At 63.7% G+C, this 25,373-nt stretch carries 22 protein-coding genes and 3 riboswitches; of the genes, 12 read left to right on the top strand and 10 right to left on the bottom strand.

Features of this window, described 5'->3' with window-relative positions; all coding sequences use genetic code 11:
• Positions 1-9: 9 nt before the first annotated feature.
• The 4 genes from cobW to ACODR8_RS07385 all read right to left on the bottom strand — a co-directional run bounded on the left by cobW (position 10) and on the right by ACODR8_RS07385 (position 5,874).
• Positions 10-1,047 (bottom strand): cobalamin biosynthesis protein CobW, encoded by a 1,038-nt coding sequence (cobW, locus tag ACODR8_RS07370; protein ID WP_489006631.1) that lies wholly within the window; start codon positions 1,045-1,047, stop codon positions 10-12.
• 184 nt (positions 1,048-1,231) lie between these two features.
• A riboswitch (cobalamin riboswitch) is annotated at positions 1,232-1,463 on the bottom strand.
• Between the two features lie 61 nt (positions 1,464-1,524).
• Positions 1,525-2,547: a HoxN/HupN/NixA family nickel/cobalt transporter gene (locus tag ACODR8_RS07375; protein ID WP_489006778.1), complete on the bottom strand. Its 1,023-nt coding sequence runs from the start codon at positions 2,545-2,547 to the stop codon at positions 1,525-1,527.
• A gap of 199 nt (positions 2,548-2,746) precedes the next feature.
• Positions 2,747-2,981: riboswitch (cobalamin riboswitch) on the bottom strand.
• Between the two features lie 71 nt (positions 2,982-3,052).
• Positions 3,053-3,715 (bottom strand): thiaminase II, encoded by a 663-nt coding sequence (tenA, locus tag ACODR8_RS07380; RefSeq protein ID WP_489006632.1) that lies wholly within the window; start codon positions 3,713-3,715, stop codon positions 3,053-3,055.
• A gap of 14 nt (positions 3,716-3,729) precedes the next feature.
• The gene (locus tag ACODR8_RS07385) at positions 3,730-5,874 is read right to left on the bottom strand and encodes a TonB-dependent receptor (protein WP_489006633.1); all 2,145 of its coding nucleotides are present in this window, start codon (positions 5,872-5,874) and stop codon (positions 3,730-3,732) included.
• Positions 5,865-5,992: riboswitch (TPP riboswitch) on the bottom strand. (Overlaps the previous gene by 10 nt.)
• A 190-nt stretch (positions 5,993-6,182) precedes the next feature.
• On the opposite strand from ACODR8_RS07385, the gene ACODR8_RS07390 reads away from it, so the two are divergent.
• Positions 6,183-7,361, top strand: coding sequence for a carbohydrate porin (locus tag ACODR8_RS07390; RefSeq protein ID WP_489006634.1), 1,179 nt, complete (start codon positions 6,183-6,185; stop codon positions 7,359-7,361).
• Here ACODR8_RS07390 and ACODR8_RS07395 read toward each other — a convergent pair.
• On the bottom strand, positions 7,358-8,578 hold the full coding sequence (locus tag ACODR8_RS07395; RefSeq protein WP_489006635.1) for an MFS transporter: 1,221 nt from the start codon (positions 8,576-8,578) through the stop codon (positions 7,358-7,360). The two genes, ACODR8_RS07390 and ACODR8_RS07395, sit on opposite strands and share 4 nt — an antisense overlap.
• A gap of 193 nt (positions 8,579-8,771) precedes the next feature.
• On the opposite strand from ACODR8_RS07395, the gene ACODR8_RS07400 reads away from it, so the two are divergent.
• The 5 genes from ACODR8_RS07400 to ACODR8_RS07420 all read left to right on the top strand — a co-directional run bounded on the left by ACODR8_RS07400 (position 8,772) and on the right by ACODR8_RS07420 (position 15,504).
• Positions 8,772-10,241, top strand: coding sequence for an aldehyde dehydrogenase (locus ACODR8_RS07400; protein WP_489006636.1), 1,470 nt, complete (start codon positions 8,772-8,774; stop codon positions 10,239-10,241).
• A gap of 2 nt (positions 10,242-10,243) precedes the next feature.
• Positions 10,244-10,654, top strand: coding sequence for a hypothetical protein (locus ACODR8_RS07405; RefSeq protein WP_489006637.1), 411 nt, complete (start codon positions 10,244-10,246; stop codon positions 10,652-10,654).
• A 148-nt stretch (positions 10,655-10,802) separates the two neighbouring features.
• The gene (locus ACODR8_RS07410) at positions 10,803-11,741 is read left to right on the top strand and encodes an AraC family transcriptional regulator (protein ID WP_489006638.1); all 939 of its coding nucleotides are present in this window, start codon (positions 10,803-10,805) and stop codon (positions 11,739-11,741) included.
• A gap of 89 nt (positions 11,742-11,830) precedes the next feature.
• Positions 11,831-14,416, top strand: coding sequence for a TonB-dependent receptor (locus ACODR8_RS07415; RefSeq protein ID WP_489006639.1), 2,586 nt, complete (start codon positions 11,831-11,833; stop codon positions 14,414-14,416).
• 2 nt (positions 14,417-14,418) lie between these two features.
• Positions 14,419-15,504 carry an NAD(P)-dependent alcohol dehydrogenase gene (locus ACODR8_RS07420; RefSeq protein WP_489006640.1) on the top strand — a complete coding sequence of 362 codons (1,086 nt, stop codon included), beginning with the start codon at positions 14,419-14,421 and terminating at the stop codon, positions 15,502-15,504.
• A 3-nt stretch (positions 15,505-15,507) separates the two neighbouring features.
• Here ACODR8_RS07420 and ACODR8_RS07425 read toward each other — a convergent pair whose 3' ends face one another.
• Genes ACODR8_RS07425 through ACODR8_RS07440 form a run of 4 tightly spaced genes read right to left on the bottom strand, consistent with a single transcriptional unit; the run spans position 15,508 to position 19,446 of the window.
• Positions 15,508-16,419, bottom strand: a complete 912-nt coding sequence (locus ACODR8_RS07425) for a CmcJ/NvfI family oxidoreductase (protein WP_489006641.1) — start codon at positions 16,417-16,419, stop codon at positions 15,508-15,510.
• Entirely contained in the window at positions 16,419-17,855 is a 1,437-nt protein-coding gene (locus tag ACODR8_RS07430; protein ID WP_489006642.1) for an aldehyde dehydrogenase family protein, read from the bottom strand. The genes ACODR8_RS07425 and ACODR8_RS07430 overlap by 1 nt, the downstream gene beginning before the upstream one ends.
• Before the next feature lie 11 nt (positions 17,856-17,866).
• Positions 17,867-18,688, bottom strand: coding sequence for a glutathione S-transferase family protein (locus ACODR8_RS07435; protein WP_489006643.1), 822 nt, complete (start codon positions 18,686-18,688; stop codon positions 17,867-17,869).
• Between the two features lie 5 nt (positions 18,689-18,693).
• A complete protein-coding gene (locus ACODR8_RS07440; protein WP_489006644.1) occupies positions 18,694-19,446 on the bottom strand; it encodes a glutathione S-transferase family protein in 753 nt (250 codons plus the stop codon).
• 234 nt (positions 19,447-19,680) lie between these two features.
• Here ACODR8_RS07440 and ACODR8_RS07445 point away from each other — a divergent pair, with 234 nt between their 5' ends.
• Both ACODR8_RS07445 and ACODR8_RS07450 read left to right on the top strand, forming a co-directional pair.
• A complete protein-coding gene (locus ACODR8_RS07445) occupies positions 19,681-20,349 on the top strand; it encodes a glutathione S-transferase family protein (protein ID WP_489006645.1) in 669 nt (222 codons plus the stop codon).
• Positions 20,346-20,771 (top strand): acyl-CoA thioesterase, encoded by a 426-nt coding sequence (locus tag ACODR8_RS07450; protein ID WP_489006646.1) that lies wholly within the window; start codon positions 20,346-20,348, stop codon positions 20,769-20,771. The genes ACODR8_RS07445 and ACODR8_RS07450 overlap by 4 nt, the downstream gene beginning before the upstream one ends.
• On the opposite strand, the gene ACODR8_RS07455 is transcribed toward ACODR8_RS07450, so the two are convergent.
• On the bottom strand, positions 20,772-21,401 hold the full coding sequence (locus ACODR8_RS07455) for a TetR/AcrR family transcriptional regulator (RefSeq protein ID WP_489006647.1): 630 nt from the start codon (positions 21,399-21,401) through the stop codon (positions 20,772-20,774). It abuts the gene before it with no gap.
• An 84-nt stretch (positions 21,402-21,485) separates the two neighbouring features.
• On the opposite strand from ACODR8_RS07455, the gene ACODR8_RS07460 reads away from it, so the two are divergent.
• From ACODR8_RS07460 to ACODR8_RS07475, 4 genes are read left to right on the top strand one after another with little or no spacing between them, the layout of a single operon-like run.
• Entirely contained in the window at positions 21,486-22,610 is a 1,125-nt protein-coding gene (locus tag ACODR8_RS07460) for an acyl-CoA dehydrogenase family protein (RefSeq protein WP_489006648.1), read from the top strand.
• An 11-nt stretch (positions 22,611-22,621) separates the two neighbouring features.
• Positions 22,622-23,806: an acetyl-CoA C-acyltransferase gene (locus ACODR8_RS07465; RefSeq protein WP_489006649.1), complete on the top strand. Its 1,185-nt coding sequence runs from the start codon at positions 22,622-22,624 to the stop codon at positions 23,804-23,806.
• Positions 23,807-23,826: 20 nt separating this feature from the next.
• Positions 23,827-24,588, top strand: a complete 762-nt coding sequence (locus tag ACODR8_RS07470; protein WP_489006650.1) for an SDR family NAD(P)-dependent oxidoreductase — start codon at positions 23,827-23,829, stop codon at positions 24,586-24,588.
• Positions 24,588-25,370 (top strand): enoyl-CoA hydratase/isomerase family protein, encoded by a 783-nt coding sequence (locus tag ACODR8_RS07475; protein WP_489006651.1) that lies wholly within the window; start codon positions 24,588-24,590, stop codon positions 25,368-25,370. Before ACODR8_RS07470 ends, ACODR8_RS07475 begins: the two co-directional genes overlap by 1 nt.
• The last annotated feature ends 3 nt before the right edge of the window (positions 25,371-25,373 follow it).

Below are 25,373 nucleotides of genomic sequence, written 5' to 3' on the forward strand. Positions count from 1 at the left end.
CGTGTGCGCTCAGTCCAGCAGCGCAGCCCGGATGGCGTCGGGGTCGATATGATCATGCTCGGCGATCACCACCAGCGACGTGCCGCGCGGTTCGCCGGGGTGCCATAGCCGGTCATAATGGCAACGCACCCGCGCGCCGACCGCCTGCACCAGCAACCGCATCGGCTTGCCGGTTACGGCGGCATAGCCCTTCACTCGCAATATCTGCCGGTCGCGGGCCAGTGCCTCGATCCGCGCGGTCAGGGTGGCAGGGTCGGTGATTTCGCCCAGCGCGATCACGACGCTGTCGAAATCCTCATGTTCATGCTCATCCTCGCCATCATGGTGGGACGGGCGGGACGCGATGTCATCTTCCGCGGCTGTGCCAAGGCCCAGGATCAGGCGCGGGTCGATGACGCCGTCGGTCAGTTCGATTACCGGGACCGGGCGCGGTGCCTCCGCCGCGATCACGGCGCGCGCGACCGCCACGCCGTCCGGCCCGGCCAGATCCACCTTGGTCAGCAGCACCATGTCGGCGCAGGCCAACTGATCCTCAAACACTTCGGCGAGTGGCGTTTCATGGTCGATGCCCGGATCGGCGGCGCGTTGCGCTTCTATAGCGACCAGATCGGGCGCGAAGCGACCTGCAGCTACCGCTTCGGCGTCGGCCAGCGCCAGTACCCCGTCCACCGTGATGCGGCTGCGGATCGCGGGCCAGTCGAATGCCTTGAGCAGGGGTTTGGGCAGGGCCAGCCCCGATGTTTCAATCAGGATATGGTCGGGTCGGGGATCGAGTGCGAGGAGATGTTCGACCGTGGGAATGAAATCGTCCGCCACGGTGCAGCAGATGCAGCCATTGGCCAGTTCGACGATATTATCGGCCGGGCAATCGGGAATGGCGCAGGATTTGAGGATGTCGCCATCCACCCCCAATGTGCCGAATTCATTGACGACGACCGCCAGCCGCCGCCCGCCCGCGTTGCGGATCAGGTGGCTGATGAGCGTGGTTTTCCCCGCGCCCAGAAAGCCAGTGACGATGGTGACGGGCACCTTGGTGAGGTCCGACATGGCAATTCTCCGCGCGCCGCGACGACGAAGGGCGGGGCGTACCGGCGCACGTCGCCGGTCGGCGCGCGACGACGGACAGGCGCGCAAAGTCGCCCGGCGCAACGCACCGATGCGGCCCCAGCCGCATGGACTCGTCGCTCAGACGGAGAGTTACCGTGCCAAGACCATCCCCTGGATCTGGGCAAGAGCGACCGGTGCGCCGGCAGGTCTCCTGGCTCGCGGGTCACAGCTTGATGCACGCCTTCCCGGATTCGCGCATGGTGCGCCGTCCAGTGGCTGCTCCCCCAAAAGAGGAGCGATGTGCATCGCGCTATCCGCTTACAGTTGCAGGGACAGCCGCGGATTTGGACGGAAAACCGCCCGCACCGCATTCCCGATTAAGCCTCTTGCGAGGCACCGGCGCGATCATGTGAGAACCGGCGTAAACCGGCTTTCACGCCTGTCCCTAATCCAGTTTATCGCCCAAGCCAAGCATGATCAGGTCGCCAGTCGCACCTCAATCTCGTCGAAGCGTCGCCACCGGTAGATCAGGAAACTGGCGATCCAGCAGAACAGGAACAGACCGATAATGGCAAAGCCCAGACTGTTGAAATTCTCGCCCAGCGCGCCAGCCATGTCCCATGGCCAGCCAGCCAGCCCCAGCTTGTCGCCAATCAGCGCGATCGTTTCGATCCCGCCGATGACGATGGCGACAATGGCCGAGATCAGGGTGATGGTGATATTGTAATAAAGTTTGCGGATAGGTTTGACGAACGCCCAGTCATAGGCACCCAGCATCACCACCCCGTCCAGCGTGTCGATCAGCGCCATGCCGACCGCGAACAGCGCAGGCAGGACCAATATGGTGCCGATCGACAGGCCGTTGGCCGCCTGATGCGCGGACATGCCCAATATCGCGACTTCGGTGGCGGTATCGAAACCGAAGCCGAAGAGGAAACCTAAAGGGGCCATATGCCAGCTGCGGTTGACCAGCCGGAACATCGGGCGGAACAGTCGGGCCAGCAGGCCGCGCCCGGACAGCAGCAGGTCCAGATCCTCCTCATTATAGGCGCCGCCCGCCCGGACATGGGCGAAGCTGCGCCATACCGATCGCAGGATGATGAGGTTCATGCCCGCAATGGCGAACAGGAAGAGCGCGGACACTGCGGTCGCGACCACGCCGCCGACTTGTTTGAACCAGACGAAATCGGACAGGGCGTTGGTGGTCAGCACGATCAGCACGGAGGCTATGGCGATGATGCTGCTATGGCCGATGGCAAACCACAGGCCGACGGAGATGGGTCGCTGACCTTCCTGCATCAGCTTACGGGTCACATTGTCGATCGCCGCGATATGATCGGCATCGACGGCGTGGCGCAGGCCGAGACCCCAAGCGAGCAGCGCGGTCCCCAGCATCAGTGGTTGATCGTGAAACAGGCTGACGGCCCAGCCCCAGGCGGCCATATTCGCCACAATCAGCGCGGCGATCAGCATCGCGACGCGACTGCGCAGCCGCGTCATTCCCTTGTTTTTCGGGTCGCTCACAAGCGTCTCCCCCTGGCGTCCTGCGACATGGCCGGGCCTGCTGGCGCAACGCGACAGCCGACACGCGCGGCGACCGGACGCATCAAGCGGCCAACGCACGTCCCGAAGCGGCCCCGCCGCTTACACGTCGCTCAGACGGAGTTCACCGTGCCACGGCCATCCCCTGGGCCAGGGCTAGAGCGACCAGACGCCGGCAGGTCTCCTGGCTTGCGGGTCACAGCTTGATGCGCGCCTTCCCAGGCCTCGCAGGATTTAGCGTCCGGCCCAGTGGCTGCCCCTTGGATATCGGGGCGTGTGCATCGCGCTATCCGCTTACAGTTGCAGGGACAGCCGTGGATTTGGACGGCAAAGCGCCCGCACCACATTCCCGATTAAGCCCTTGATAGGGCACCGGCGCGATCATGTTTGGAAACCGGCATGAGCCGCCTTCCGCGCGCGTCCCTAGATGAGTTTATGGCAAAGGCCAATGGGACTTTGCGCGTCAGACCGGCCAGGCTTCAAGCCGCCAGGCCGAATCCCAGAACATCCATTCGTACCGGGTCGCATTGCGGAAGGCGCGGGCCATGGCTTCGCGCATTGCCGGAGTCGTGGTGGCGGCGGCTTCGTCCACCAGCGCGCGGACGCGGTCGGTCGCTGCGCCAAAGCCGGGATCGGCATAGGTGTCGATCCATGGCGCATAGGGGTTGGGGCTGGTGGCGCGCGGCTTGATGGCGCAGCCGACTTCCCAATAGACCCAGAAGCAGGGCAGGATGCCTGCGATCAGCTCTTCATAGCTGCGGGTCGCGGCGAGGCTCGCCAGATAGCTGGTATAGCCAAGGCAGGCCGGGGTCGGTTCGGCGGCCTGCGCCATCGCTGCGGTCACGCCGAACTGTGCGAAGAAGGCCTGATGCAGCCCTTCCTCCACCTGCACCGCGACCTTGGCCCCATCGGAAAATTCCAGCCGGCCGGCAGGGCTGGGCGCACGGGCCGCGGCGATCGCCAGCACGCGGGCATATTCGGCGAGGTAGAGGCTGTCCTGTACGATATAATGCTGGAAACTGTCGCGCGGCAGCGTGCCGTCGGCCAGTGCGGTCAGGAATGGATGGGCCAGGATCGCCTGCCGCAGCGGGGCGACCTCCGCCCAGATCTGATCGCAAAAGCCCATCGCTATGTCCTTCGTCAGAAGCGCACGGTGGCGCTGGCGCCGAACTGGCGGCCGGTGTTGATGGTGAAACTGTCGAATGGACCATTGGGACCGAGGCCCAGCAGCAGCGGCAATTGCTGCTGGCCAAAGGCCGAGATCGCCCAGCGCTTGTCGAGCAAATTTTTGGCCCACAGGTCGAAAGTCCAAGCCCCATGGCTGACGCCGACCCGCCCGTCGACCGAGGTGTAGCCGGGCGAATGGAGGATATTGTCGATCTCGAAATCGACGCGGGACACATAGGCGACACTGAGCCGTACATTGACCGTTGCCGGACCAGCCGCGCCCTGCCAGCCCAGGCCGCCATTGACGGTCCAGTCGGGCGCATTGGGGGTCCGCTGGCCGCTCATGTCGAGGATGGCGGGTTCGCCGGGTTCTGGCGTGGGGTTGGGGGTGAAATAGGTGCCGGTGCGGCTGTGGGTCCAGGCCAGCCCACCGTCGAGACTGAATCCTGCACCCAGCGCCGCCTGCGCCGATGCCTCGATCCCGTGGACATCGACCTGCGGCACCGACAGCACGACCGAATTGCCCAGGAATACGGTGTTCTGGAAATTGTCATAGTCGGTGACGAACCCGGCCAGCGACAGGCGGATGCGGCCATCGGCGCTCTCGGCCTTGACCCCCACCTCGATCGACCGGGTGGTTTCGGCCGGGAACACCGCTTGCCATACGTCGGCTGGGCCGGGCAGGGGGTTGAAGCCGCCCGCCTTGAATCCGATCGCGCCGGTGACATAGGCGGTCAGATGATCGGTCGGACGCCAGGCGATAGACAATTTGGGTTGCCACTTCTCGAATGTCCGGGCGCGCTGGGCAACGGTCGTGCCGCTAACGGTGCCGACCGTATCTTCCTCGCGCCGGTCGCGGTCGTAGCGCAGTGCCAGCGTCGCTTCGACCTGCGCCGTAATGTCATAGCTGGCCTGGCCGAAAATGCCGATCTGGCTGGATCGGGTTTCGGCGCGGAACGCTTCGCCACCGAACAGCAGCGGCCCGAAATCATCGGTGCGGTCGCGCTCCAGCCGCTGATAGAACAGGCCGACATGCCAGCGCAGCGGCCCGTCGCCACGCGAGGCCAGCCTGGTTTCGCTGGTCCATGCCTTGATATCAACGGGTTGAGCGATGGGTTGGATACCATCTGGAAAGGCGGGGACGCCAAAGAAGGTTAGCGGCTTGTCGTTGCGAAAATCCAGTTCCTCAACAAAATCCTTGTGATAATCATCATAGCCACCAGTCCATGTGAACAGCAGCGCATCGCCCGCTTCCTGTTCATAACTGGCCTGCGCGCCCCACCATGTGCGCGATGCCCGGCCTTCAAAATCGCCGAACGGGTTGGTCAGCGCCGCGCCCGACAGTCGCCCGCCATAGAGACCGGTGACATTGCCCGACGAGATATAGGCCGCGCCGCCTTCCTCATTGGCCCAGCCCAGACGGAAGCGGAAGGTGGCGGTTTCATTGAGCGCGACCTTCGCCTTCAGGCGCAGATTGCGGCTGATGCTGCCATCGACCTTCTTGTCGAGGAAGCTATTGCGGATGAAGCCGTCGCTGTTGCGATAGGAGCCGGACAGGCGCAGTTGCACCTGATCCGACACGGGCGCGTTGACCACGCCATCGGCGGTCCAGGTCAGGCCATTGCCGATACCGACCGCTGCCTCGCCGCCCCAGTCCGGGCCGGGATCATTGGTCGTCATGGCGATCGCCCCGCCCGATGCCGAGCGGCCAAACAGTGCGCCCTGCGGCCCCTTCAAAATCTCGACCCGCGCCAGATCATAGGGGCGCAGCGTGAACAGTTCCGAATCGGGCAGCGCGAGGCCATCGACGATATAGGCGATAGACGGCGACTGGCTGCGGTTGGTGGATATGCCGCGCACCGAAATAAGGTTGGTGCCGGGGTCCTGATCATGAATCATGAAAATGCCCGGCGTCGCGGCGATGAAATCGTCGATCGTGGTCAGGCGGCGCGCAGCGATGGCGGCTGGACCATAGACGGCGATCGTGTCCGGCACCCGGATTTCCGCTTCCTCGCGGCCGCGCGCGGTTACGACGATGCTGTCATCGGCATGGGCAATACCCCCTCCCAGGAGCAGCGCGATCGAGATGGCAGGTGACGTAATGGCGTAAAAACGCATATCCCTATTCCTCCGCCGGTGTGAGCCGGATCAGGTTCGCGGGTTTGCCGACTGGACGCCCCCTGCGCCCGATCCGCCTCTCAGCCCTGACAGCGCCAGGACACCCCGTGGGTTGAAACTGAGCGTGCGCCTATGGCGTCCTGCGCCGCGCGTCAAATGATCGCTGCGAGCCTTGCGCATATTCCTGCCGAAGCGGGGGTGGTTTTCAGTCAGCTATGGCGTCGATCGAGGATGATCCGTTATCGACGGCGTGGCCAAGCCCTTATTGTGCCTGTGGCTATGATTCATGCTTACCCCCTGGTCCCGTCATGGTGATGATCGCCCCCTTTTTGCTGCTGGCCGCCGCGGCGGGCGATGCGATGCCGTCGCGCCCCCATTCGCATATCCATGCGGCGGGGGAGATTGACGAGGAACAGGGACCGCTGCTGCTGGAGGTCACCTATACCGGCGAAGTGATGGGCAATGTAGCGGGCGGGGTGAAGCGGCGCGCACGCTATCTCGACAATCTGGACATTGTGCTGGAGGCCGATCTGGAGGCGATGCTGGGCTGGCGCGGGGCTGAAGCGCATGTCTATGGCATCTATAATAATGGCGCGTCGATCTCCAACGCGGTGGGCGACGCCCATGCCGTCAGCAATATCGAGACGGGGACGCGGGCGTTCAAACTTTATGAAGCGTGGATCGACCAGATGGTCGCGCCCGGCCTGTCGCTGCGCGCGGGCCTGTATGACCTCAATTCGGAATTTGATTCGCTCGACGCCGCTGGTGTGTTCGTCGGCAGCGCCCATGGTATTGGCAGCGACATTTCGCTTACCGGTCGCAATGGCCCGTCCATCTTCCCTTCGACATCTTTGGCGGCGCGGGTCGAATGGCGGCCTGCCAAGGGCTGGGCCGTGCGCGCCGCCGTGCTGGACGGGGTGCCGGGCGATCCCGATCATCCCGCCCGCACCGCGATCAAGCTCGGTAAGGGCGACGGCGCGCTGCTGATCGGTGAGTTGGAAGCGCCTGTCGCTGGTGCGCGGCTGTTGCTGGGTCACTGGCGCTATACCGCGACCTTCGATGCGTGGGACGGAAGTCGGGGACAGGGCAATGCCGGTGTCTATCTGCGCGGCGAAATGCCGCTGATGAGTGATGGTGAGGAACAGATTGACGGCTTCTTCCGGCTCGGCACGTCGAGCGGCCGGTTCAATATGTTCGACCGGTTCGCCAGTATGGGCGTGAAATGGAAAGGCGCACTGGCCGGGCGACCGGAGGATGAATTGGGTCTGGCGGTCATTACCGCCACGACATCCGCCGACTATCGCCGCGCCAGTGGCGCAGGCCGTTCCGAATCCGTCGCCGAAGTCACCTATCGCGCGCCTCTTTCACCCTGGCTGACGGTGCAGCCCAATATGCAATATGTCCGCAATCCCGCCGCCGACCCGTCCATCCGCGACGCCTGGGTGGTCGGGCTGCGCTTTGCCGTCGGATTCCGGCTGATCGATTAAGCGGTCGCGTCAGGCTGGCCCGCGCGGCGCGCGGCGGGCAGGGCCAATGTGATGAGCAGGCATAGCGCCATGGGCAGGATGGCGAACAGGAAAAATTGGTCCGGCCCTGCGCCTTGGCCGATCAGCCAGCCACCGGCCAGTGGACCGCCGATCGCGCCGATCCGGGCCACGGCGACGCCGAAGCCGATAGCAGTAGCCAGGCAATCGGGCGGAAAGACACCGGTGACGACGGCCATGATGCACAGATGTACCCCGACAATGCCGCCGCCCGCGACGAGCAGCAGCATGTTCCACGACAAAGGGTCAGCGGGCAGGATCGCCAGCAGGGTAAAGGCGACGATGATCGTGACATAGGCACCCGCCAGCGCCAGCACGGCATGATTGCGATCGATCAGCCAGGCGAGCGCGAGAGCAACGACCAAGCCACCCGACTGGATGATGGTGATCGAGCGCGCTGCCTGATCCAGTGTAAAGCCCGCCTGCGGCAACAGCGTCGGCACCCAACTGGTGATAAGATAGAGGCCGAAGGCATTGATACCATAGAGCAATGCAAAAATGACGGTCGGGAACCGTAATGGTTTGCGCAATATACGGGCAAGCGGGCGAACGGCCCGGTCATCAGCCGATGGCGCCATTTTCTGTTCGGCCGGAAATAGCAGGAAAAGGGCTGCGGCCAGCACCAATGTCGCGGCACCCGGCAGCAGGAACAGGGCGCGCCACCCGCCCAGCGCAACCAGCGGCGGCGCAATCAAACCCGCGGCGATCGCGCCAAAGGAGATGCCGAGCGATACGATCGTCAAGGTGCTGGCGCGTCGTCCCGGTGGCGCCCAGATGGCGGCCAGTGCGGTGACATTGGGCAGACATGCCCCCAGCGCCAGACCGGTCAGCAAGCGCCAGACGATGAAGCCGCTTATGCTCGTTCCGCTGGCGGTTGCCATGGTCAGCAGGCCGATACAGATGACAGAGAGGATGATCGTCCGGCGGCGGCCGAAGCGGTCGCCTAGCGGTGCCAGCAGGACCGCGCCAATGCCCAGCCCCAGCAATACCGCCGACAGGGCAAAACCAAAACGGGCGGGCGGAATGTCGAGCGCCGTCGCGATATGGGGCAGCGCCAGAGGCAGCGCAGCCAGATCATAGCCGTCGATGAACAGCACCAGACCGCACAGGACCAGCGACACGATCAGGCGCGGGGTAAAACCCGTGGCGTCGCTGGTCACGCGGCCTGCTCCAGCGGGCGGATCATGGATCGGCATTCCTCTCATTTTATCGTAACGAATGATACAATAGGGTTAGCCGGACCCGGACTGTCAAGCGCTAAAAAAGCCGATGCAACAGCTTGCGACAATTATAACGTTCGTTATAGTATCAAGCTGAGTAGGCGTGCAGCGCCGACCAGGAAGAGGATAGACCATGGTTCCCGACAACATCCATATCGCCCATCCCGACAAGCTGTTCATTGGCGGCGCATGGGTCGAATCGACGGGCGACCGGATGATCGAAATCGTCTCCCCCAATAGCGAGGAGGTCATCGCGCGCGTTGTCGATGGCACGGAAGCGGATATGGACCGCGCCGTCGCTGCCGCGCGCAAGGCGTTTGATGACGGGCCATGGTCGACCATGGCGCCAGCCGAGCGCGGCGCAATTTTGCGGCGGATGGGGGAGGAACTGGGCAAGCGCGCGCCTGAACTGGCCGCCGCCTGGACCGCGCAGGTCGGTGGTCTCGCCAGCTTCGCGCCGATCATGACGGGCGGAGCGACCGCAACGCTGATGGCGATCGCGGGCTATGCCGACAGCTTCCCCTTCGTCGAAAAGCGCCCGTCGAGTCAGGTCCATACCGCCATCGTGGCGCAGGAACCCGCTGGCGTCGTCGCGGCGATCGCACCATGGAACGCGCCCTATGGCATCATGTCGGCCAAGGTCGCCTATGCGATGGTGGCAGGCTGCACCGTCATCATGAAGCCATCGCCCGAAACCCCGCTGGAGGCCTATATCATGGCCGAAGCGGCGGAGGCGGCAGGCGTCCCAGCGGGGGTCGTCAATCTGGTCGCGGCGGGGCGCGATGCGTCCGACCATCTGGTCCGCAACCCCGGCATCGACAAGGTGACTTTCACCGGATCGACACTGGCGGGCAAGCGGATCGGCGAAGTGTGCGCCGGGCGGGTCGCGCGCTGTACGCTGGAACTGGGCGGCAAGTCGGCGGCCATCGTCCGTGACGATTTCCCCATCGAAGTCGCTGCCGCAATCCTGGGCAATACCATCACCATCATGAGTGGACAGGTGTGCGCCATGCTGAGCCGCGCCATCGTGCCGCGTCACCGCCATGACGAACTGGCCGACGCGATCGCCAAGGTGATGCAGGGCATCCGCATCGGCCATAGCGACGCACCTGATACCCAACTCGGTCCGGTGGCGATGCAGCGCCAGCTGGAACGGGTGGAGGAGTATGTCGGGCTGGGGCGGGCAAGTGCCGATCTGGTCACCGGCGGCAATCGTCCGGCCCATATGAACAAGGGCTATTTCATCGAACCAACCCTGTTCGCCAATGTCGATAATAAGAGCCGCATCGCACAGGAGGAGATTTTCGGACCTGTGCTGTGCCTGATCCCCGCCGATGATGAGGAGGATGCGATCCGCATCGCCAATGACAGCGCCTTTGGCCTCAACGGATCGGTGCTGACCAATGATGCAGACGCTGCCTATCGCATCGGTCGCCGTATCCGCGCGGGCGGGTTCGGGCAGAATGGCATGAAGCTGGAATTCGGCCTGCCCTTTGGCGGTTTCAAGCAATCGGGGATCGGCCGTGAGGGCGGCGTGGAAGGACTGCACCCCTATCTGGAAAGCAAGACGATCCTGCTCGACGCGACGCCCGCCGGCTTCTGACCATGATCGCGCTGGACGCACAGGGGCGGGGGCAGGGCGCTGTCTTTACCGCCGCGCGGATCATCTATGGTGGCTGGTTCCTATTTTCAGGGGTGGAATATTTCACCCCCTTCGACCTTCAGCCGCTGGGTAACACGCCGCTGGCGCAGGAATTCACCCTGGCGCTGATCCACAGCGGCTTGTTCGCGTGGATCAAGGTCATGGAGGTGGTCGTGGCGCTGCTGGTGTTGGCGAACCGCGCGGTATTGCCCGCCGCGCTGGCCAGTGTGCCGCTCAATGTCGTGATCGGTTACTGGAATTTCGTGCTGGATCCGGGCGTCGTCGAATATGCGTTCGGTATCGTCACCCTCCTGCTCAACGCCATACTCCTTTGGCCATGGCGCAGGGAATTGATCGCACTGCTGCGCTGGTAGGCTGTGATATATCGGCCATATTGCCAATTTAGTATGCCTGGGATACTTTCTCTTCCTGTGGGATGACTCGTTGACGACCAGCAATAGCGTCGCGACGGGCAGAGAGAGGGATGCCGGTTATGGCTCATGATGGTGTTGATCGTGCGGAGTGGGTCCGCTGAGCGCGGTCGAGCGCTTTTCCACCCGGCTGGTGCCGCCGCCGCGTCGCCAGCGTTTCTGGCGTGAGGTTGTCGCCGAAGCCTTCCCCGGCATGACCGCCCATGCGCCCGAAGGCATCAAGGCCGATCTGGCGCGCTGGTCGCTGGGCGGCGTCGGGCTGGCACGCGCGCGCAGCGAAAGGGCGCAGGTCAGCCGGGTCGCGACCGATGGCGATGAACGGCATCTGCTGCTCCATTTGCTCCATCGCGGGTCGATGACCATGCTGCATGGCGACCGCAGCAGCACCGCGCGGATCGGCGATATCGTGATCGCCGATGACCGCCACCCCTATGCCATCGACATTTCGCAATATAACGACTGCCTGATCCTTCAGGTGCCGATTGCGATGATGGGCGATGATATTGCCGGGCGCGATTGGCATGGCTGTCTGATGCCATCGACCAATCCCAACGTCCTGTTTTTGGCCCATGTGCTCCATGGCCTGTGGTCGCAGCGGGACCAGTTTGCCGATCTGGATGACGATGCCGGGGTGCTGCTGGCGGACGCCGCGCGGATGCTCTGCCGTCGCAGCACGCTGGAGCGGCCCGCTATCCAGCTGCCGCGCTCCCCGGTCGACTATGTGCTGGAGCATCTGGGCAATCCCGACCTTGGTACGGCATTGATCGGCCAGGCGCTCGACCTCTCTCCCCGTGCGGTGCAAAAAAGCTTCGTCCGCCATGTCGGGCTGACCCCCACCGCCTTCATCACCGCGCGGCGGCTGGAGCGGGCGGCGGCTTTGCTGGCGCGCGAGGACGGGCGCACGATCACCGACGTCGCGTTCGAGGTGGGGTTCAACGATTCCGCTTTCTTCACCCGCTGCTTTCGTCGGCACTTCGGCGTGGCGCCCAGCCAGTGGCGGAGTGGCAATGGGCGTTCGCTTGCGTCCTGATAGCCGGTTCGCCCTAATCCAAGACCTGCCCCGTCGCTGCGCCTATCATCATCCCAAGTCGCCGACACAGGCGAGGCATTTTTGGGAGGATGAAGATGGGCAAGTCCATGATTGCGATGCTGATGGCGTCGAGCGCGCTGGTCGCGGCACCGGCAATGGCGCAGGAGGCCGAACAGAGCGGCGGCATCGCCGAGATCGTCGTGACCGCACAGAAGCGCGCGGAAAATGTGCAGGACGTGCCGATCGCGATTTCGGCCTTCACCTCTGAATCCTTGCAGGAACGCGCGGTCGGCAGTGTGTCGCAACTCTCCGCCATCGCCCCCAACGTCAATCTGGACGCTGGCACCCCCTTTTCCGGCTCCACCGCCGTCCTGGCTGCCTATATTCGCGGCATCGGATCGGATGACTTTGCCTTCAACATCGATCCGGGCGTCGGCATCTATCTGGACGGCGTCTATCTGGCCCGGACGGTCGGCGCGAACCAGGATCTTTTGGACGTCGCACGGGTCGAAATTCTGAAAGGGCCGCAGGGGACGTTGTTCGGCCGCAACACGATCGGCGGCGCGATCTCCATCGTCACTGCCGATCCGGGCAAGGAATTTACGGCCAAGGGCGATGTGACGCTGGGCAGTTACAAGCTGTTCCAGGCGCGGGGTTCCGTGACCGTGCCGATCACCGACGGGCTTAGCTCCGCCTTCACCTTCGGCATCAAGTCGCGCGACGGGTTTTTGAAGCGCCTGCCCTATCCCGACCAGCGCGCCAACAATGCGCCGCCTTTCACCGCTTTCTCGGCCGCTGGCTATGACAGCGCGGGCAAGGAAGGCGAAAATGACAATTGGAACCTGCGCGGCAAGCTGCGCTGGGACAATGGTGGCGCAGTGCGGGCAACCTTCTCCGGCGACTATAGCAAGGACAAGGGTACGTCGGCGAACAAGTTGATCGGCACGGCGGAATTCGTTCCCGGCAATTTTGCTGGCACGACCAACCTGCCCGGCACAGCGTTCGATCCGACCGGCACCACCGGTTTCCTGTTCGCGGGACTGTATAATTTCTGCATCGGCAGCACCGGTGCGCAAATTGCAGCCCGCAATGCCCAGGCCTTGTGCGGCGTGGCTGGCACCCAGTTCAACCCGCAATTCCAGCTGGCCAGCGTCGCCAGCGCGAATGTCGATGGCAATCCGGCCAATGATCGGCTGCCCTGGGATGGCCGCTATCTGATCGCCAACAAGGACCGCAGCTATGCCAGCAGCAACAGCTATTCCAATCTGGAAAGCTGGGGTCTGAGTGGCATCGTCGATTTCGACCTGGCCGACAATGTCGCATTGAAATCGATCACCGCCTATCGTGAGTTGCACTGGAATGCAGGGCTGGACGCCGACGGATCGCCGCTCAACTTCCTGCAACTCAGCTTCACCATGAACCAGTGGCAGTTCAGCCAGGAATTTCAGCTGCTCGGCAATGCGTTTGATGAAAAGCTGCGCTATGTGCTGGGTGCCTATTATTTCAAGGAAGCGGGCGACCTGCATGACTATGTGACCTTTGGCGAAGGTATGGTGCAGGTCGATGGACCGAACCAGCTTGGCACCAAAAATTACGCCTTTTTCGGCCAGATCGACTATCGGCCGATCGACCTGATCGGCATCACCATCGGCGGCCGCTACACCAATGAACGCAAGCGGTTCGAGGGTGGCCAGCAGGAACTGAACGGCTTCAACTACAAGCTGTTCGGCTGCGCAGACGCCAATGGTAATATCTTCCCCGACGGCGCCTTCCCGCTAGCCCCGATCCCGTGCCAGGTGGGGCTGAGCTATCCTGATCCGACCAATCCCGTGCGGGTCTATACGCCGGGCGTCAATCGCAAGAAGTTCAACGACTTCTCGCCCAAGATCGGCGTGCAAATCCATCCTTCCGAAGATGTCATGCTCTATGGCAGCTGGTCGAAGGGCTACAAGACCGGCGGCTGGACCACGCGCCTGACCAACCCGCAGGGCAATGTCGCGCCGGACTTTAACGAGGAAAAGGCGACGACCTGGGAAGCAGGGATCAAGTCCACTTTGCTCGATCGCCATCTGCAACTCAACGCAGCGGTTTTCTCGACCAAATATCGTGACATCCAGCTCAATATCCAGGTCGGCACATCGCCCACCATCGCCAATGCGGGCGATGCGCGCATCCGGGGCTTCGAGCTGGAAATGGTGGCCGCGCCGGTCGATGGCCTGACCATCAACGGAGCGGTTGGTTATATCGACGCGCAATATACGTCGGTATCACCGGGCGCTGCCGCCGTGGGCGGTGCCAATCCGTTCCAGGCGGGAACGCTGGTGGGCGAAACCCTGCCCAAGACGCCCAAATGGAAGGTCAATCTCAGTCCGCGTTACGAAGCCAAGCTGGGCAATGGCGGGTCGGTCGTGCTGCTGGCCGACTGGACCTACACGTCCAGCGCGTGGAACGATACGCAGCGGACCTTGCTGCTCAAGCGGGTATCGACCGACATCGTCAACGCCTCGATCAGCTATCGTGCGCCGGACGGCCACTGGTCGCTGACGGCGGGCGGCACCAACCTGACCGACAAGCGCTTCCTGACGTCGGGCGGGTCGAACATTGCGGCGGGTGCGATCTTCGGCACCTATAACCGGCCGCGCGAATGGTATGTCCGCTTCGGCTTCGACTTCTGATCATGGACAGCATCGCGATCGACGCGGCAGTGGTGGAGGGGGCTGGCAGCCCCTTCCGTTTCGAAACGCTGGCGATGGACGCGCCCGGTCCTGACCAGATCAGGGTGCGGCTCCATGCCTGTGGCATCTGCCACACCGACATGGTGATGCGCGATGGCGCGTTGCCCATCCCTTTCCCGGTCATATTGGGGCATGAAGGGGCTGGCGTGGTGGATGCGGTGGGACCGGGCGTCACCGGCGTCGCACCCGGCGACCATGTGCTGCTCAGCTTCCACAGTTGCGGCGCGTGCGGAGCCTGTCACGATCATCAGCCCGGCTATTGCGTGGAATTCGTGCCGCGCAATTTTCTGGGCGTGACGCAGGCTGGACAGGGCGGCATCTGGCGCGGGGGCGAGCGGATCGGCAGCAACATCTTCGGCCAGTCGGCCTTTGCCACTCACGCGCTGGCGCATAGCGACAATGTGGTGCGGATCGACCGCGACCTACCGCTCGACATATTGGCACCGCTCGGCTGCGGCGTGCAGACCGGCGCTGGGACGGTGCTGGAAACATTGAAGGTGCAGCCGGGCCAGTCGATTGCGATATTGGGCGCGGGCGCTGTCGGCCTGTCGGCGCTGATGGCGGCGGTGATTGCAGGGGCAGGGCGAATCGCGGTGATCGACCGCCATGCCAGTCGACTGGCCCTGGCGCGGGAGTTGGGCGCGACAGAGACGGGGGATGATCTGGCCACGCGCGATGGATTGTTCGACCATATCGTTGATACCACCGGCGTGCCTGCCCTGCTCAGTCTTGCGGCGGACCGGCTGGCGCAGCGCGGCACATTGGCGCTGGTGGGAGCCTATCCGCCCGGCGGCTTTACCATCGACCCGTCGTCGATCATGAGCATGGGGCGAAGAATCGTCGGCGTGGTGGAAGGCGGCATTGACCCGCAGAGCTTCATCCCGCGCCTGATCACTTACTATCGCGAAGGCCGCCTGCCGCTGGAAAAGCTGATCCAGCGCTATGATTTCGCCGATCTGGAAGCCGCCTTTGCGGCATCGGAAAGCGGCGCGGTGGTCAAGCCGGTGGTGGTAATGCCTTCGAATTGAGGGTCACTCAAAGAAGGCGACCGCCCGCACCTCAATGCTGGCCCGCGTCCTTGTGCCGGGCAGGCTGCTGTCGTGGAAGGCGGTGTGCGGGCAGCGCCAGGTGACGTCATGGTCGCTGTCCTGAAATTTGAACAGCAGCACATCGTCCGCCGCCATGTTGGAGAAATACCACCAGCGGTGACGGTCACGATGGCGGAAGATCGATGCGGCAATCATCTGATCCTCGCCATCGACCGGCGCGGTCAGCGCATCGCCGACGGGAAAGGCATCGACCACGAACAATGTGTTGGACGTCGCTTCCTCGTCCGACACGGTACGCCCGTCGCATACCGCCAGCGGCCAGTCCTGCGGGCCGGGCGAAAAGCAGCGCCAGAAACTGACGCAGACATAGCGTTTATAGCCCGGTCCATCGGGAAAGACGGCAGCATAGGCGCGCTCGGCCGCGCGTCGCCCCGTAATCTCGTTATAGTCGACATGCGCCTCGCCAGCCGGTGGCTGGATACCGCCTTCATGGCGATAATTGGCGACCTTCTCCTGCGCCCTCGCAGTGAGGTCAGCCGACGTGCGGATCATCCAGCCGCCCGCCGACACACAGCTTGCGCCGGTGAGGCTTTGGATCGCCGTCTCGCACTCGCGCAGATAGAGGCGGTCGACCTCCGCCTTGTCCCAAAAATCGCTGATCGCGGTGCGATGCTTGCCAAGCATGAAGCCATGGGTGTCGAAAGCGAAATGATCGCGGATCGGCATCCCGTCGCGCACGACCATCGGATAATCGCGATAGCGGCCGGTGTTGATCTCCACCCCCTGCGACACATAGCGGCGGGTGACGAAATCGCCCTCGTCGAGATAGCGGATCAGCGCGGGCGCCTGCCGTGCGCTGTCCTCAATCGCGTCTGCGTCCAGCAGCGTCGCCATCAGTCCACGTCTTCCGGCAGCGCGCCGATGACGGACTTCACCTCCAGAAACTCCTCCAGCCCGAAGCGGCCGAATTCGCGGCCATTGCCCGACTGTTTGTAGCCGCCAAAGGGCATGTCGAAGGCAAGGCCACCGGCATTGACGAACACCGCGCCCGCGCGCAGGCGGCTGACGAATTTGCGCGCATGGGCCGGATCGCCCGCGACATAGGCGCCCAGACCATAGGGCGTGTCGTTGGCGATGCGGATTGCAGCCTCATCATCATCATAGGGCATCAGCACCAGCACGGGGCCGAAAATCTCCTCCCGCGCGATCGTCATGTCCGGCGTCACATTGGCGAACACGGTCGGGCGGACATAGCTGCCTTGCTCCATGCCTTCGGGACGGCCCAGACCGCCGGTCACCAGCGTTGCGCCCTCATCAATCCCGGTCTGTATCAATGACTGGATGCGGTCCCATTGGCGCTGGCTGACGACCGGGCCGATATGGTCGCCCTCAGCCTGCGGATCGCCGACCGTCTTGGCAGCGAACAGCGCGCCGACCTTTTGCGCGGCTTCGTCATGCTGCGAGCGATGCACCAGCATCCGCGTCGGCGCGACGCAGCTCTGGCCGCTGTTGAGCAGTACGCCGCCCACCCCGCCGGGTAGCGCGACGTCGAGCGGCGTGCCTTCCAGGATGATGTTGGGCGACTTGCCGCCCAGTTCCTGCGCGACGCGCTTGACCGTATCGGCGGCATTTTTGGCAACCATGATGCCCGCGCGGGTCGATCCGGTGAAGCTCACCATATCAATATCGGGATGTTTGGCGAGCGCGGTGCCGACGCCTTCGCCATCGCCCTGCACCAGGTTGAACACGCCCGGCGGCACGCCCGCCGCGTCCATGATCTCGGCAAAGATCGCGGCGCAGCTTGGCGCTTCTTCGGAGGGTTTGAGGATCATGGTGCAGCCCGCCGCCAGCGCCGGACCGACCTTCGCGAGGATCTGGTTCATCGGCCAGTTCCATGGCGTAATCAGCGCCACCACGCCGATCGCCTCGCGCACCACCCGGTTATTGCCGATCTTCTCGCTGAACGCATAATCCTTGAGCGCCGCGAGCGCCTGTCCCAGATGACCGAGGCCAGACCCCGCCTGCGCGGTCTGGGCGATCGAGATGGGGCAGCCCATTTCGGTGGCGATGGCGCGGGCGATATCCGGGATGCGCTTTTGATATTCAGCCATGATGCGTTCGAGCAGCGCGATCCGCTCCTCCCGGCTGGTGAGGGAGAAACTCTCGAACGCGCGCCGGGCGGCGATCACCGCCGCGTCGACATCGGCCGCCGTGCCAAGGATCAGGTCGGCCGCGCTGGCGTCGGTCGCCGGGTTGATGACAGGGATGACGCGGCCACCCTGACTGTCGACCCACTGGCCATCGATATAATGCTGGAGTATATTGGGCATGGGGTAAATCCTTATGCGGAAATCAGGCCGAGTTCGGCGTCGGTGGCGGGCGTGCCCCATTTGTCGCGCGGCGGCATGGGGCGGCTGGTCCAGGGTGGGTCGAGGGTGAAGCTGGAGACGCTGCGTCCCTGCGGCAGGCGACCATTGCCGCCGCCCTGGGCATAATCATAATAGAGCGTCATCAGCTCGGCATGACCATGATGGCGCTGGGCGACCGGGTGCGACAGGCACGCCTCGCGCCAGCGCAGCAGCCGGGTCAGACTCTGCGGGATTTGATAGGCCTCATAATAGTCGAGAAACCATAACCGCTTGAACATGGGTGTGAACGCAACCTCCGCCCAACCGAACCGGTCGAACAGATAATCGCCGTCCGGCGCATAATGGCGCAGATAATCGTCCAGCCGCGCATATTGCGCATCAACCTCGGCCTTAAGCTCGTCGCGCTTTACCGGATCGCGGTTCAGGATCATGCGATAGCCAGCGCCGGTAAACTGTCCGTCGGTGGCGCACAGCATTGCCTCGACAGCATGTTCATAAGGGTCATGCCGCGCCACCGGGGGATCGGGAAAGCGATCCTCCACATAGCGCATGATGACCATGCTCTCTTTCAGCGTTTCGCCATTTTCCAGTTCCAGCGCCGGGAGCGACGTCGTGCCGCGCGTCCTGGCGAGCAGCCAGTCGGGGCGCGGCTGCGATATGTCGATCTCATGATCGGCCATGATGCCGTGTAGCCCTTTCAGGTCGAGCAGCAACTCGATCCGCTCGGAAAAGGGGCAGCCGGGGATATGATACATGCGCAGCTGGCCGCCAGCCGGTTGGTCATACCAAGCCATGGGCGTCACGCCGCCGACATGGCCGGGCGCGGCGGCATTTCACTCTGCGATCTGGCGAACATCGCCTGGGTGGCGGGGCGGGCGTTGATCCGGTCGATCCAGGCCAGCAGATGCGGCGTCGCCTGCCCGTTGACGATGTCGGCATAACCAAATTGCATCCCGTTCGCGATCGCGAAATTGCAGATATCGGCCAGCGTATAATCGTCACCTGCCAGCCAGGGGCTTTGCGACAGGCGTTTCTCCAGCCGGTCGATCGACACGCGGATTTTACGCATTTCCTCGTCCAGCACCTCTTTGGGGAAACCAGCACGCGCGCTGCGCCATTTGGCCTGCTGTTCGGGGATGGGGATATGCTTGAGCTTCTCCTCAAACTCCTCATCGCTGAGCTTGCGCGCCATCGGGCCGATCATCCGTTCCCAGCCAATGGTGGACACGCACCAGCAGAAATATTCGTCCACCCATTTGGTCCAGACGCGCATCTCCGCGATGGTCACCGGATCGGTCGGGCGCAGGCGCGGGGCATCGGGGAAGGCATCCTCCAGATATTCGCAGATCACCGTCGATTCGGTGATGATATGGCCGTCATGGTCGAGCGCTGGCACCTGACCGCGCGGATTGATCGCCTTGAACCAATCCTCATGATGCTCGAACCGGGTCGGATCGACAAAGCGCGGCGTGAATTCCAGCCCCTTTTCATAAAGCGCCAGCAGGGGCTTCATCGAATTGGCGGCCGGACCGAAGCTGTAGAGCGTCAACATGGCAGGCTTCCTCACCTTATGATGTGCAGCGTCTGTGCGCCTTCGCAGCCTGTGGTGCAGGGCCGGGCCATCGCCCACAAGTCGTCTGTCTATACTATCAGTGGCGCTACCCGGCGGGCGGCCGCGCAACCTGTCACTGCCAATGATAGCGCCGCCACTCGCCTTGCCGGAACGGCCGCACTTTGCTTTGGGTGATACAAGAGCGGGCATTGACCCCGCCATGGAGAGAAGCGGATGCTCGAATTGCTGACGTCGGAGACGCCCAATGGCTGGAAGGTCTCGATCCTGCTGGAGGAACTGGGCGTCCCCTATAGGGTGACACCGATCGCGCTGACCGACCGGGTGCAGAAACAGGACTGGTATGTCGCGCTCAACCCCAATGGCCGCATCCCGACGCTGATCGATCATGAGGCGGGGGATTTCGCGATCTTTGAATCGGGGGCGATCCTGCTCTATCTGGCAGAGAAATATGGCCGTTTCATCCCCGCTGATGCCAAGGATCGCAGCCGGGTGATCCAGTGGGTGATGTGGCAGATGTCCGGGCTTGGCCCGATGATGGGGCAGGCGACGGTGTTTACCCGCTATTTCGACGAAAAACTGCCATCGGTGATCGACCGCTATGTCCGCGAAAGCCAGCGACTTTTTGGCGTGTTGGACGCGCAACTGGCGGCGCGTGATTATCTGGTGGGTGATTATTCCATTGCCGACATCGCCTGCTTTCCTTGGATACGCGGCCATGACTGGGCTGGGGTGGACATCAGTGCCTTTTCGAACATCTTGCGCTGGTATGACCGGATCGCCGAACGTCCGGCGGTGCAGCGCGGCCTGCTCGTGCCGCCACCGCCCACTGCCGAAGACATGGCGGAAAAGACTATTTTGCAAGGAAAGACCATCATCGCGTGACAGTATTTCTCCAGCGGATCGTCCGCATCGAATGGGGCCATTGCGACCCCGCCGGTATCGTTCACGCCCCCCGCTATTTCGACATTTTCGGCCAAAGCACCATGCTGCTGTTCGAACAGGCGGGTCTGCCCAAAAAGCGTGAGATGCTGGCGACTATGCCCTTTGCCGGTTTCCCGATGGTGGATGTATCAGCCCGCTTCTTCGTGCCGACCGCCTATGGCGACGATGTGCTGGTGGAGGCGGACGCGCCGCTATTCGGCAATAGCAGCTTCACGGTTGCGCACCGTCTGTCGCTCGATGGACGGCTATGCGTCGAATGCACCGAAAAGCGCGTCTGGACCACGCCCGACGCGACCCGGCCCGGCGGTTTGCGGGCGGAACGGGTGCCGGACGCAGTGCGCGCCCTGTTCGCGACTGGTTGATCAGCCGCGCGGAGCAAGACCGACAGTTAGTATATCGACCATCGAATCGGCGACCTGCTCTGCGCTCAGCGGCCCGTCCGGCTCATGCCAGCGTCCCGGCCAGTTAAGCGCGCCCGCCAGGGCAAAAGCGGTCATGCGCACGTCGAGCGGCGCGATCGAACCGTCGGCGATGCCATCCTCTATCAGCGCACGGATCGACAGGTCGATCGCCCGCTTGCGCGCGCGGAACAGCGCAGCCCCTTCGGCAGAGAGAAATTCGTCGCCGGTGCGCACGACGCAGCGCCCGAAATCGTCCATCATCACCAGGGAGTAACGACGCAGAACGCTGCGCAGTCGAGCCAGGCCATTGCCGGGCTGCGCGCGCGCCGTATCGGCAGCGGCGCTGAGCAATTCCAGCCCGCGCGTCACGCACTCGATCAGCACCTGCTCCTTATTACCCAGATAATGGTAGATGGTGGGTTTGCTGATCCCCAGGCTCGCAGCAACGTCGTCCAGCGAAGTCGCGTGAAAACCGCGCGCGTTGAACATCCGCACCGCCGCCCGCAGCACGGCCTCTCGCTTCTCCTCACGGTCACGTTCTCGCTCCTCGCGCGATCGGAAGGGGGATGGGGCGGCGTTCGGTTGGGGCAAGCTGGTCTCCTTACCCGTTTGTCTTGACAAGAAACCCGCAAATAATCAATATACCCATGAGTATAGAGGAGACGATTGGGTTTTATGCTGACCGAAATCCAGACGGCCATCCGCGATACGGTGCGCAGCTTCGCGCAGGACACGATCCGTCCGCACAGCGCGCGCTTCGAGTCGGAAGGCGGCTATCCGCCTGCTCTGTTTGAAGAGATGGCGGGGCTGGGCCTGTGGGGCATGACTGCGCCGGAAAGCTATGGCGGGGCGGAAACAGACGCCGTCTCCTATGCGCTGGCGCTGATCGAGCTGGCGGCGGCGGACGGGGCATTGTCCACCATCGTGTCGATCCAGAACAGCATCCTCGTATCCGGCCTGCTCAAGGATGGCAGCGATGCGCAGAAGGCGCGTTTCCTGCCCGACCTGATCGGCGGGCGGACCATCGGCGCCTTTGCCCTGACCGAAGCGGATGCCGGGTCGGACGCATCGGCAGTGCGGACCCGCGCGATCAAGGTCGATGGCGGCTGGCGCATCACTGGCGCCAAGCAATTCATCACGTCGGGCAAGATTGCGGGCGTCGTCATGGTGGTCGCGGTGACGGACCCGGACGCGGGCAAGAAAGGCCTGTCGGTGTTCATCGTGCCGACCGATCGGCCCGGCTACAGCGTCGACAAGGTCGAACATAAAATGGGGCAGGGCGCATCGGACACCTGCGCGCTGCGTTTCGACGATATGTTTGTCGAGGATGAGCTGCTGATCGGCCAGCCGGGACAGGGTTACCGCATTGCCCTCGCCAATCTGGAAACCGGCCGCATCGGCATCGCCGCGCAATGCGTCGGTATGGCGCAGGCCGCGCTGGACATTGCGGTCGCCTATGCCAAGGATCGCAAGAGCTTTGGCAAGCCGATCATGGAGCATCAGGCGGTGGGTTTCCGCCTCGCCGACCTCGCCACCCGGCTGGAGGCGGCACGGCAGCTGGTGCTGAACGGGGCGCGGGTCAAGGATGCGGGCCAGCCCTGCCTGACCGAAGCGTCGATGGCCAAGCTGTTTGCATCGGAAGCCGCTGAACAGATCGTATCGGGCGCGCTTCAGACACTGGGTGGCTATGGCTATCTGGAAGAATATGGCGTCGCCAAAATCTATCGCGATGTGCGGGTATGCCAGATTTACGAAGGCACGTCGGACATCCAGCGCATGGTCATTGCGCGCAGTCTTTGAAAGGAATTGATATGCAGGACGATCCGGTAGTCATCGCCAGCTATGCCCGCACGCCGATGGGCGGGTTTCAGGGCGCATTGTCCGCGCTCAAGGCCACGGAGCTGGGCGCTGCGGCGGTCAAGGCGGCGGTCGAGCGCGCGGGCGTTTCGGTCGATGCGGTCGATCGCATCTATATGGGTTGCGTCCTGCCTGCGGGTCTGGGCCAGGCGCCTGCGCGGCAGGCGGCTCTGGGCGCTGGCCTTGGCCTCAACACCGAAGCGACCACCGTCAACAAGATGTGTGGTTCCGGTATGCAGGCCGCGATCATGGCGCATGAGGCGCTGGCATCGGGCGCTGTCGATGTCGTCATTGCCGGCGGCATGGAGAGCATGACCAATGCCCCCTATGCCCTGCCCAAACATCGCAGCGGCGCGCGGATCGGCCATGATCGGATCATCGACACGATGATGATGGACGGGCTGGAAGATGCCTATGAACCGGGCAAGGCGATGGGCGTGTTCGCCGAAGAAGCGGCGCGCGATTATCAGTTCACCCGTGCCGATCAGGATGATTATGCCATCCGTTCGCTCGAACGCGCCAATGCCGCGATCGGCAGCGGCGCTTTCGTCCGCGAAATCACGCCGGTGACGGTCAAGGGTCGGGGCGGCGACACGATCGTCGATACCGACGAACAGCCGGGCAAGGCGCGGCCGGACAAGATCCCCGGCCTCAAGCCCGCCTTCGTCAAGGATGGCACGATTACCGCCGCCAACGCCTCGTCCATTTCCGATGGCGCAGCCGCGCTGGTGATGACGCGGCAGAGCGTGGCCGACAAGCAGGGAATGAAGGTCGTCGCCCGCGTGGTCGCGACTGCGGGGCATGCCCATGAGCCATCGAAATTCACTACGGCCCCGGTCCCGGCGATGCGCAAGCTGCTGGAAAAGGCAGGCTGGTCGGTCGACGATGTCGATCTATTCGAGGTCAACGAAGCCTTTGCCGTAGTCGCGATGATTGCGGCGAAGGAACTGGGCATTCCGGCGGAGAAGCTGAACGTCAATGGCGGCGCGACCGCGCTGGGCCATCCGATCGGCGCATCGGGCGCGCGTATCGTCGCGACGCTGATCGGCGCGCTGGAAACGCGCGGGCTGAAGCGCGGCGTCGCCAGCCTATGCATCGGCGGTGGCGAAGCGACCGCGATGGCGATCGAACTGGTCTGACCGAATAGGGGCAAGTATTTATGGATATCAAGGGTTTGGCTGCCATTGTTACGGGCGGCGCTTCGGGTCTGGGCAAGGCTACGGCAACGATGCTGGCGGCGCAGGGTGCCAAGATCGCGATCTTCGACCTGAATGAGGAAGCGGGCAAGGCGGTCGCCGCCGAACTGGGCGGCGTCTATGTCGGGGTCAATGTCGCCGACGACGCCAGCGTGGCGGCGGGACTGGACGCGGCAGAGGCGGCACATGGCGTTGCCCGCATCCTGGTCAACTGCGCGGGAATCGCGCCTGCGGTCAAGACGGTGGGCAAGGAGAATGCGCCTCATCCGCTTGACACTTTTGCCAAGACCGTGACCGTCAACCTGATCGGCACGTTCAACGTCATCTCCAAATTTTCCGCCCGGCTTGCTGCGGCGAACGAGATTGACGGCGAGCGCGGCGTCATCGTCAACACCGCATCGGTCGCGGCCTATGACGGGCAGATCGGGCAAGCGGCGTACAGCGCGTCCAAGGGCGGCGTCGTCGGCATGACCCTGCCGATCGCGCGCGATCTGGCGCAGCACAAGATCCGCGTCATGACGATCGCGCCGGGCATTTTCCTTACCCCCATGCTGGAGGCCTTCCCGCAACATGTGCAGGACGCACTGGGGGCGCAGGTGCCGCATCCCAGTCGCCTCGGCAAGCCCGCCGAATATGCGCAGCTGGTCGAATCGATCGTCCGCAACCCGATGCTGAACGGCGACGTCATCCGCCTGGACGGCGCGATCCGCATGGCGCCGCGCTGATGGACGGGATCGCCTTTACGGTCGAGGACGGGATCGGGCGGATCACGCTCGACCGGCCGGAAGCAGGCAATGCCATCACCCTGCCGCTGGCGCGCGCGCTGCTGGCGGCGGCGATCCGCTGCCAGACCGACGAGGCGATCCGCTGTATCCTGCTGACCGGCAATGGCCGGCTATTCTGCGCCGGGGGTGACGTGCAATTGCTGGCTGGCGCAGGCGACAAGCGATCGGAAGTGCTAAGCGAGTTGATCGCCACTTTCCACGCCGCCGTCGCCCGGCTGGCGCGCGCGCCCAAGCCGCTGGTCACATTGGTCAATGGCCCGGCGGCTGGCGCTGGGTTCAGCCTCGCCATGCTGGGCGATGTGGTCATCGGCGCGCGATCGGCCCATTTCACCGCCGCTTATGGCGCGATCGGGCTGACGCCTGACGGTGGCCTCAGCTGGCTGCTGCCACGTCTGGTGGGGCTGCGCAAGGCGCAGGAGATCATCCTGACCAACCGCCGCATCAAGGCGGATGAGGCCGAGGCGATCGGGCTGGTGACGCGCATCGTGGACGATGAGGCGCTGGCTGCCGAAGGGTTGAAGGTCGCCACGGCGCTGGCCGACGCGCCTGTAGCAGCGCTGGCCGCCAGCCGCGCGCTGCTGGCCGACAGTTTCGAGACCGGGCTGGAGACGCAGTTGGACCGCGAATTGCGCAGCATGGCGACGGCAGGTGCCGGACGGGAAAGCGAAGAGGGGCTGAGCGCGTTGCTTGCAAAACGCCCTGCCAATTTTAGGGGAGTTTGAGAC

The sequence above is a fragment of the Sphingobium sp. FG58 genome, from assembly GCF_057809055.1.

What these genes read in the sequence shown, in the direction of transcription:
- ACODR8_RS07445 (WP_489006645.1), top strand. Translation starts at nt 19,681, where the DNA reads ATGCTCGAATTGCTGACGTCGGAGACGCCCAATGGCTGGAAGGTCTCG.
- ACODR8_RS07430 (WP_489006642.1), bottom strand. Translation starts at nt 17,855, where the DNA reads ATGCCCAATATACTCCAGCATTATATCGATGGCCAGTGGGTCGACAGT.
- ACODR8_RS07460 (WP_489006648.1), top strand. Translation starts at nt 21,486, where the DNA reads ATGCTGACCGAAATCCAGACGGCCATCCGCGATACGGTGCGCAGCTTC.
- ACODR8_RS07420 (WP_489006640.1), top strand. Translation starts at nt 14,419, where the DNA reads ATGGACAGCATCGCGATCGACGCGGCAGTGGTGGAGGGGGCTGGCAGC.
- ACODR8_RS07375 (WP_489006778.1), bottom strand. Translation starts at nt 2,547, where the DNA reads ATGACGCGGCTGCGCAGTCGCGTCGCGATGCTGATCGCCGCGCTGATT.
- ACODR8_RS07400 (WP_489006636.1), top strand. Translation starts at nt 8,772, where the DNA reads ATGGTTCCCGACAACATCCATATCGCCCATCCCGACAAGCTGTTCATT.
- tenA (WP_489006632.1), bottom strand. Translation starts at nt 3,715, where the DNA reads ATGGGCTTTTGCGATCAGATCTGGGCGGAGGTCGCCCCGCTGCGGCAG.
- ACODR8_RS07440 (WP_489006644.1), bottom strand. Translation starts at nt 19,446, where the DNA reads ATGTTGACGCTCTACAGCTTCGGTCCGGCCGCCAATTCGATGAAGCCC.
- ACODR8_RS07390 (WP_489006634.1), top strand. Translation starts at nt 6,183, where the DNA reads ATGGTGATGATCGCCCCCTTTTTGCTGCTGGCCGCCGCGGCGGGCGAT.
- ACODR8_RS07435 (WP_489006643.1), bottom strand. Translation starts at nt 18,688, where the DNA reads ATGGCTTGGTATGACCAACCGGCTGGCGGCCAGCTGCGCATGTATCAT.
- cobW (WP_489006631.1), bottom strand. Translation starts at nt 1,047, where the DNA reads ATGTCGGACCTCACCAAGGTGCCCGTCACCATCGTCACTGGCTTTCTG.
- ACODR8_RS07465 (WP_489006649.1), top strand. Translation starts at nt 22,622, where the DNA reads ATGCAGGACGATCCGGTAGTCATCGCCAGCTATGCCCGCACGCCGATG.
- ACODR8_RS07470 (WP_489006650.1), top strand. Translation starts at nt 23,827, where the DNA reads ATGGATATCAAGGGTTTGGCTGCCATTGTTACGGGCGGCGCTTCGGGT.
- ACODR8_RS07475 (WP_489006651.1), top strand. Translation starts at nt 24,588, where the DNA reads ATGGACGGGATCGCCTTTACGGTCGAGGACGGGATCGGGCGGATCACG.
- ACODR8_RS07385 (WP_489006633.1), bottom strand. Translation starts at nt 5,874, where the DNA reads ATGCGTTTTTACGCCATTACGTCACCTGCCATCTCGATCGCGCTGCTC.
- ACODR8_RS07405 (WP_489006637.1), top strand. Translation starts at nt 10,244, where the DNA reads ATGATCGCGCTGGACGCACAGGGGCGGGGGCAGGGCGCTGTCTTTACC.
- ACODR8_RS07425 (WP_489006641.1), bottom strand. Translation starts at nt 16,419, where the DNA reads ATGGCGACGCTGCTGGACGCAGACGCGATTGAGGACAGCGCACGGCAG.
- ACODR8_RS07415 (WP_489006639.1), top strand. Translation starts at nt 11,831, where the DNA reads ATGAAGATGGGCAAGTCCATGATTGCGATGCTGATGGCGTCGAGCGCG.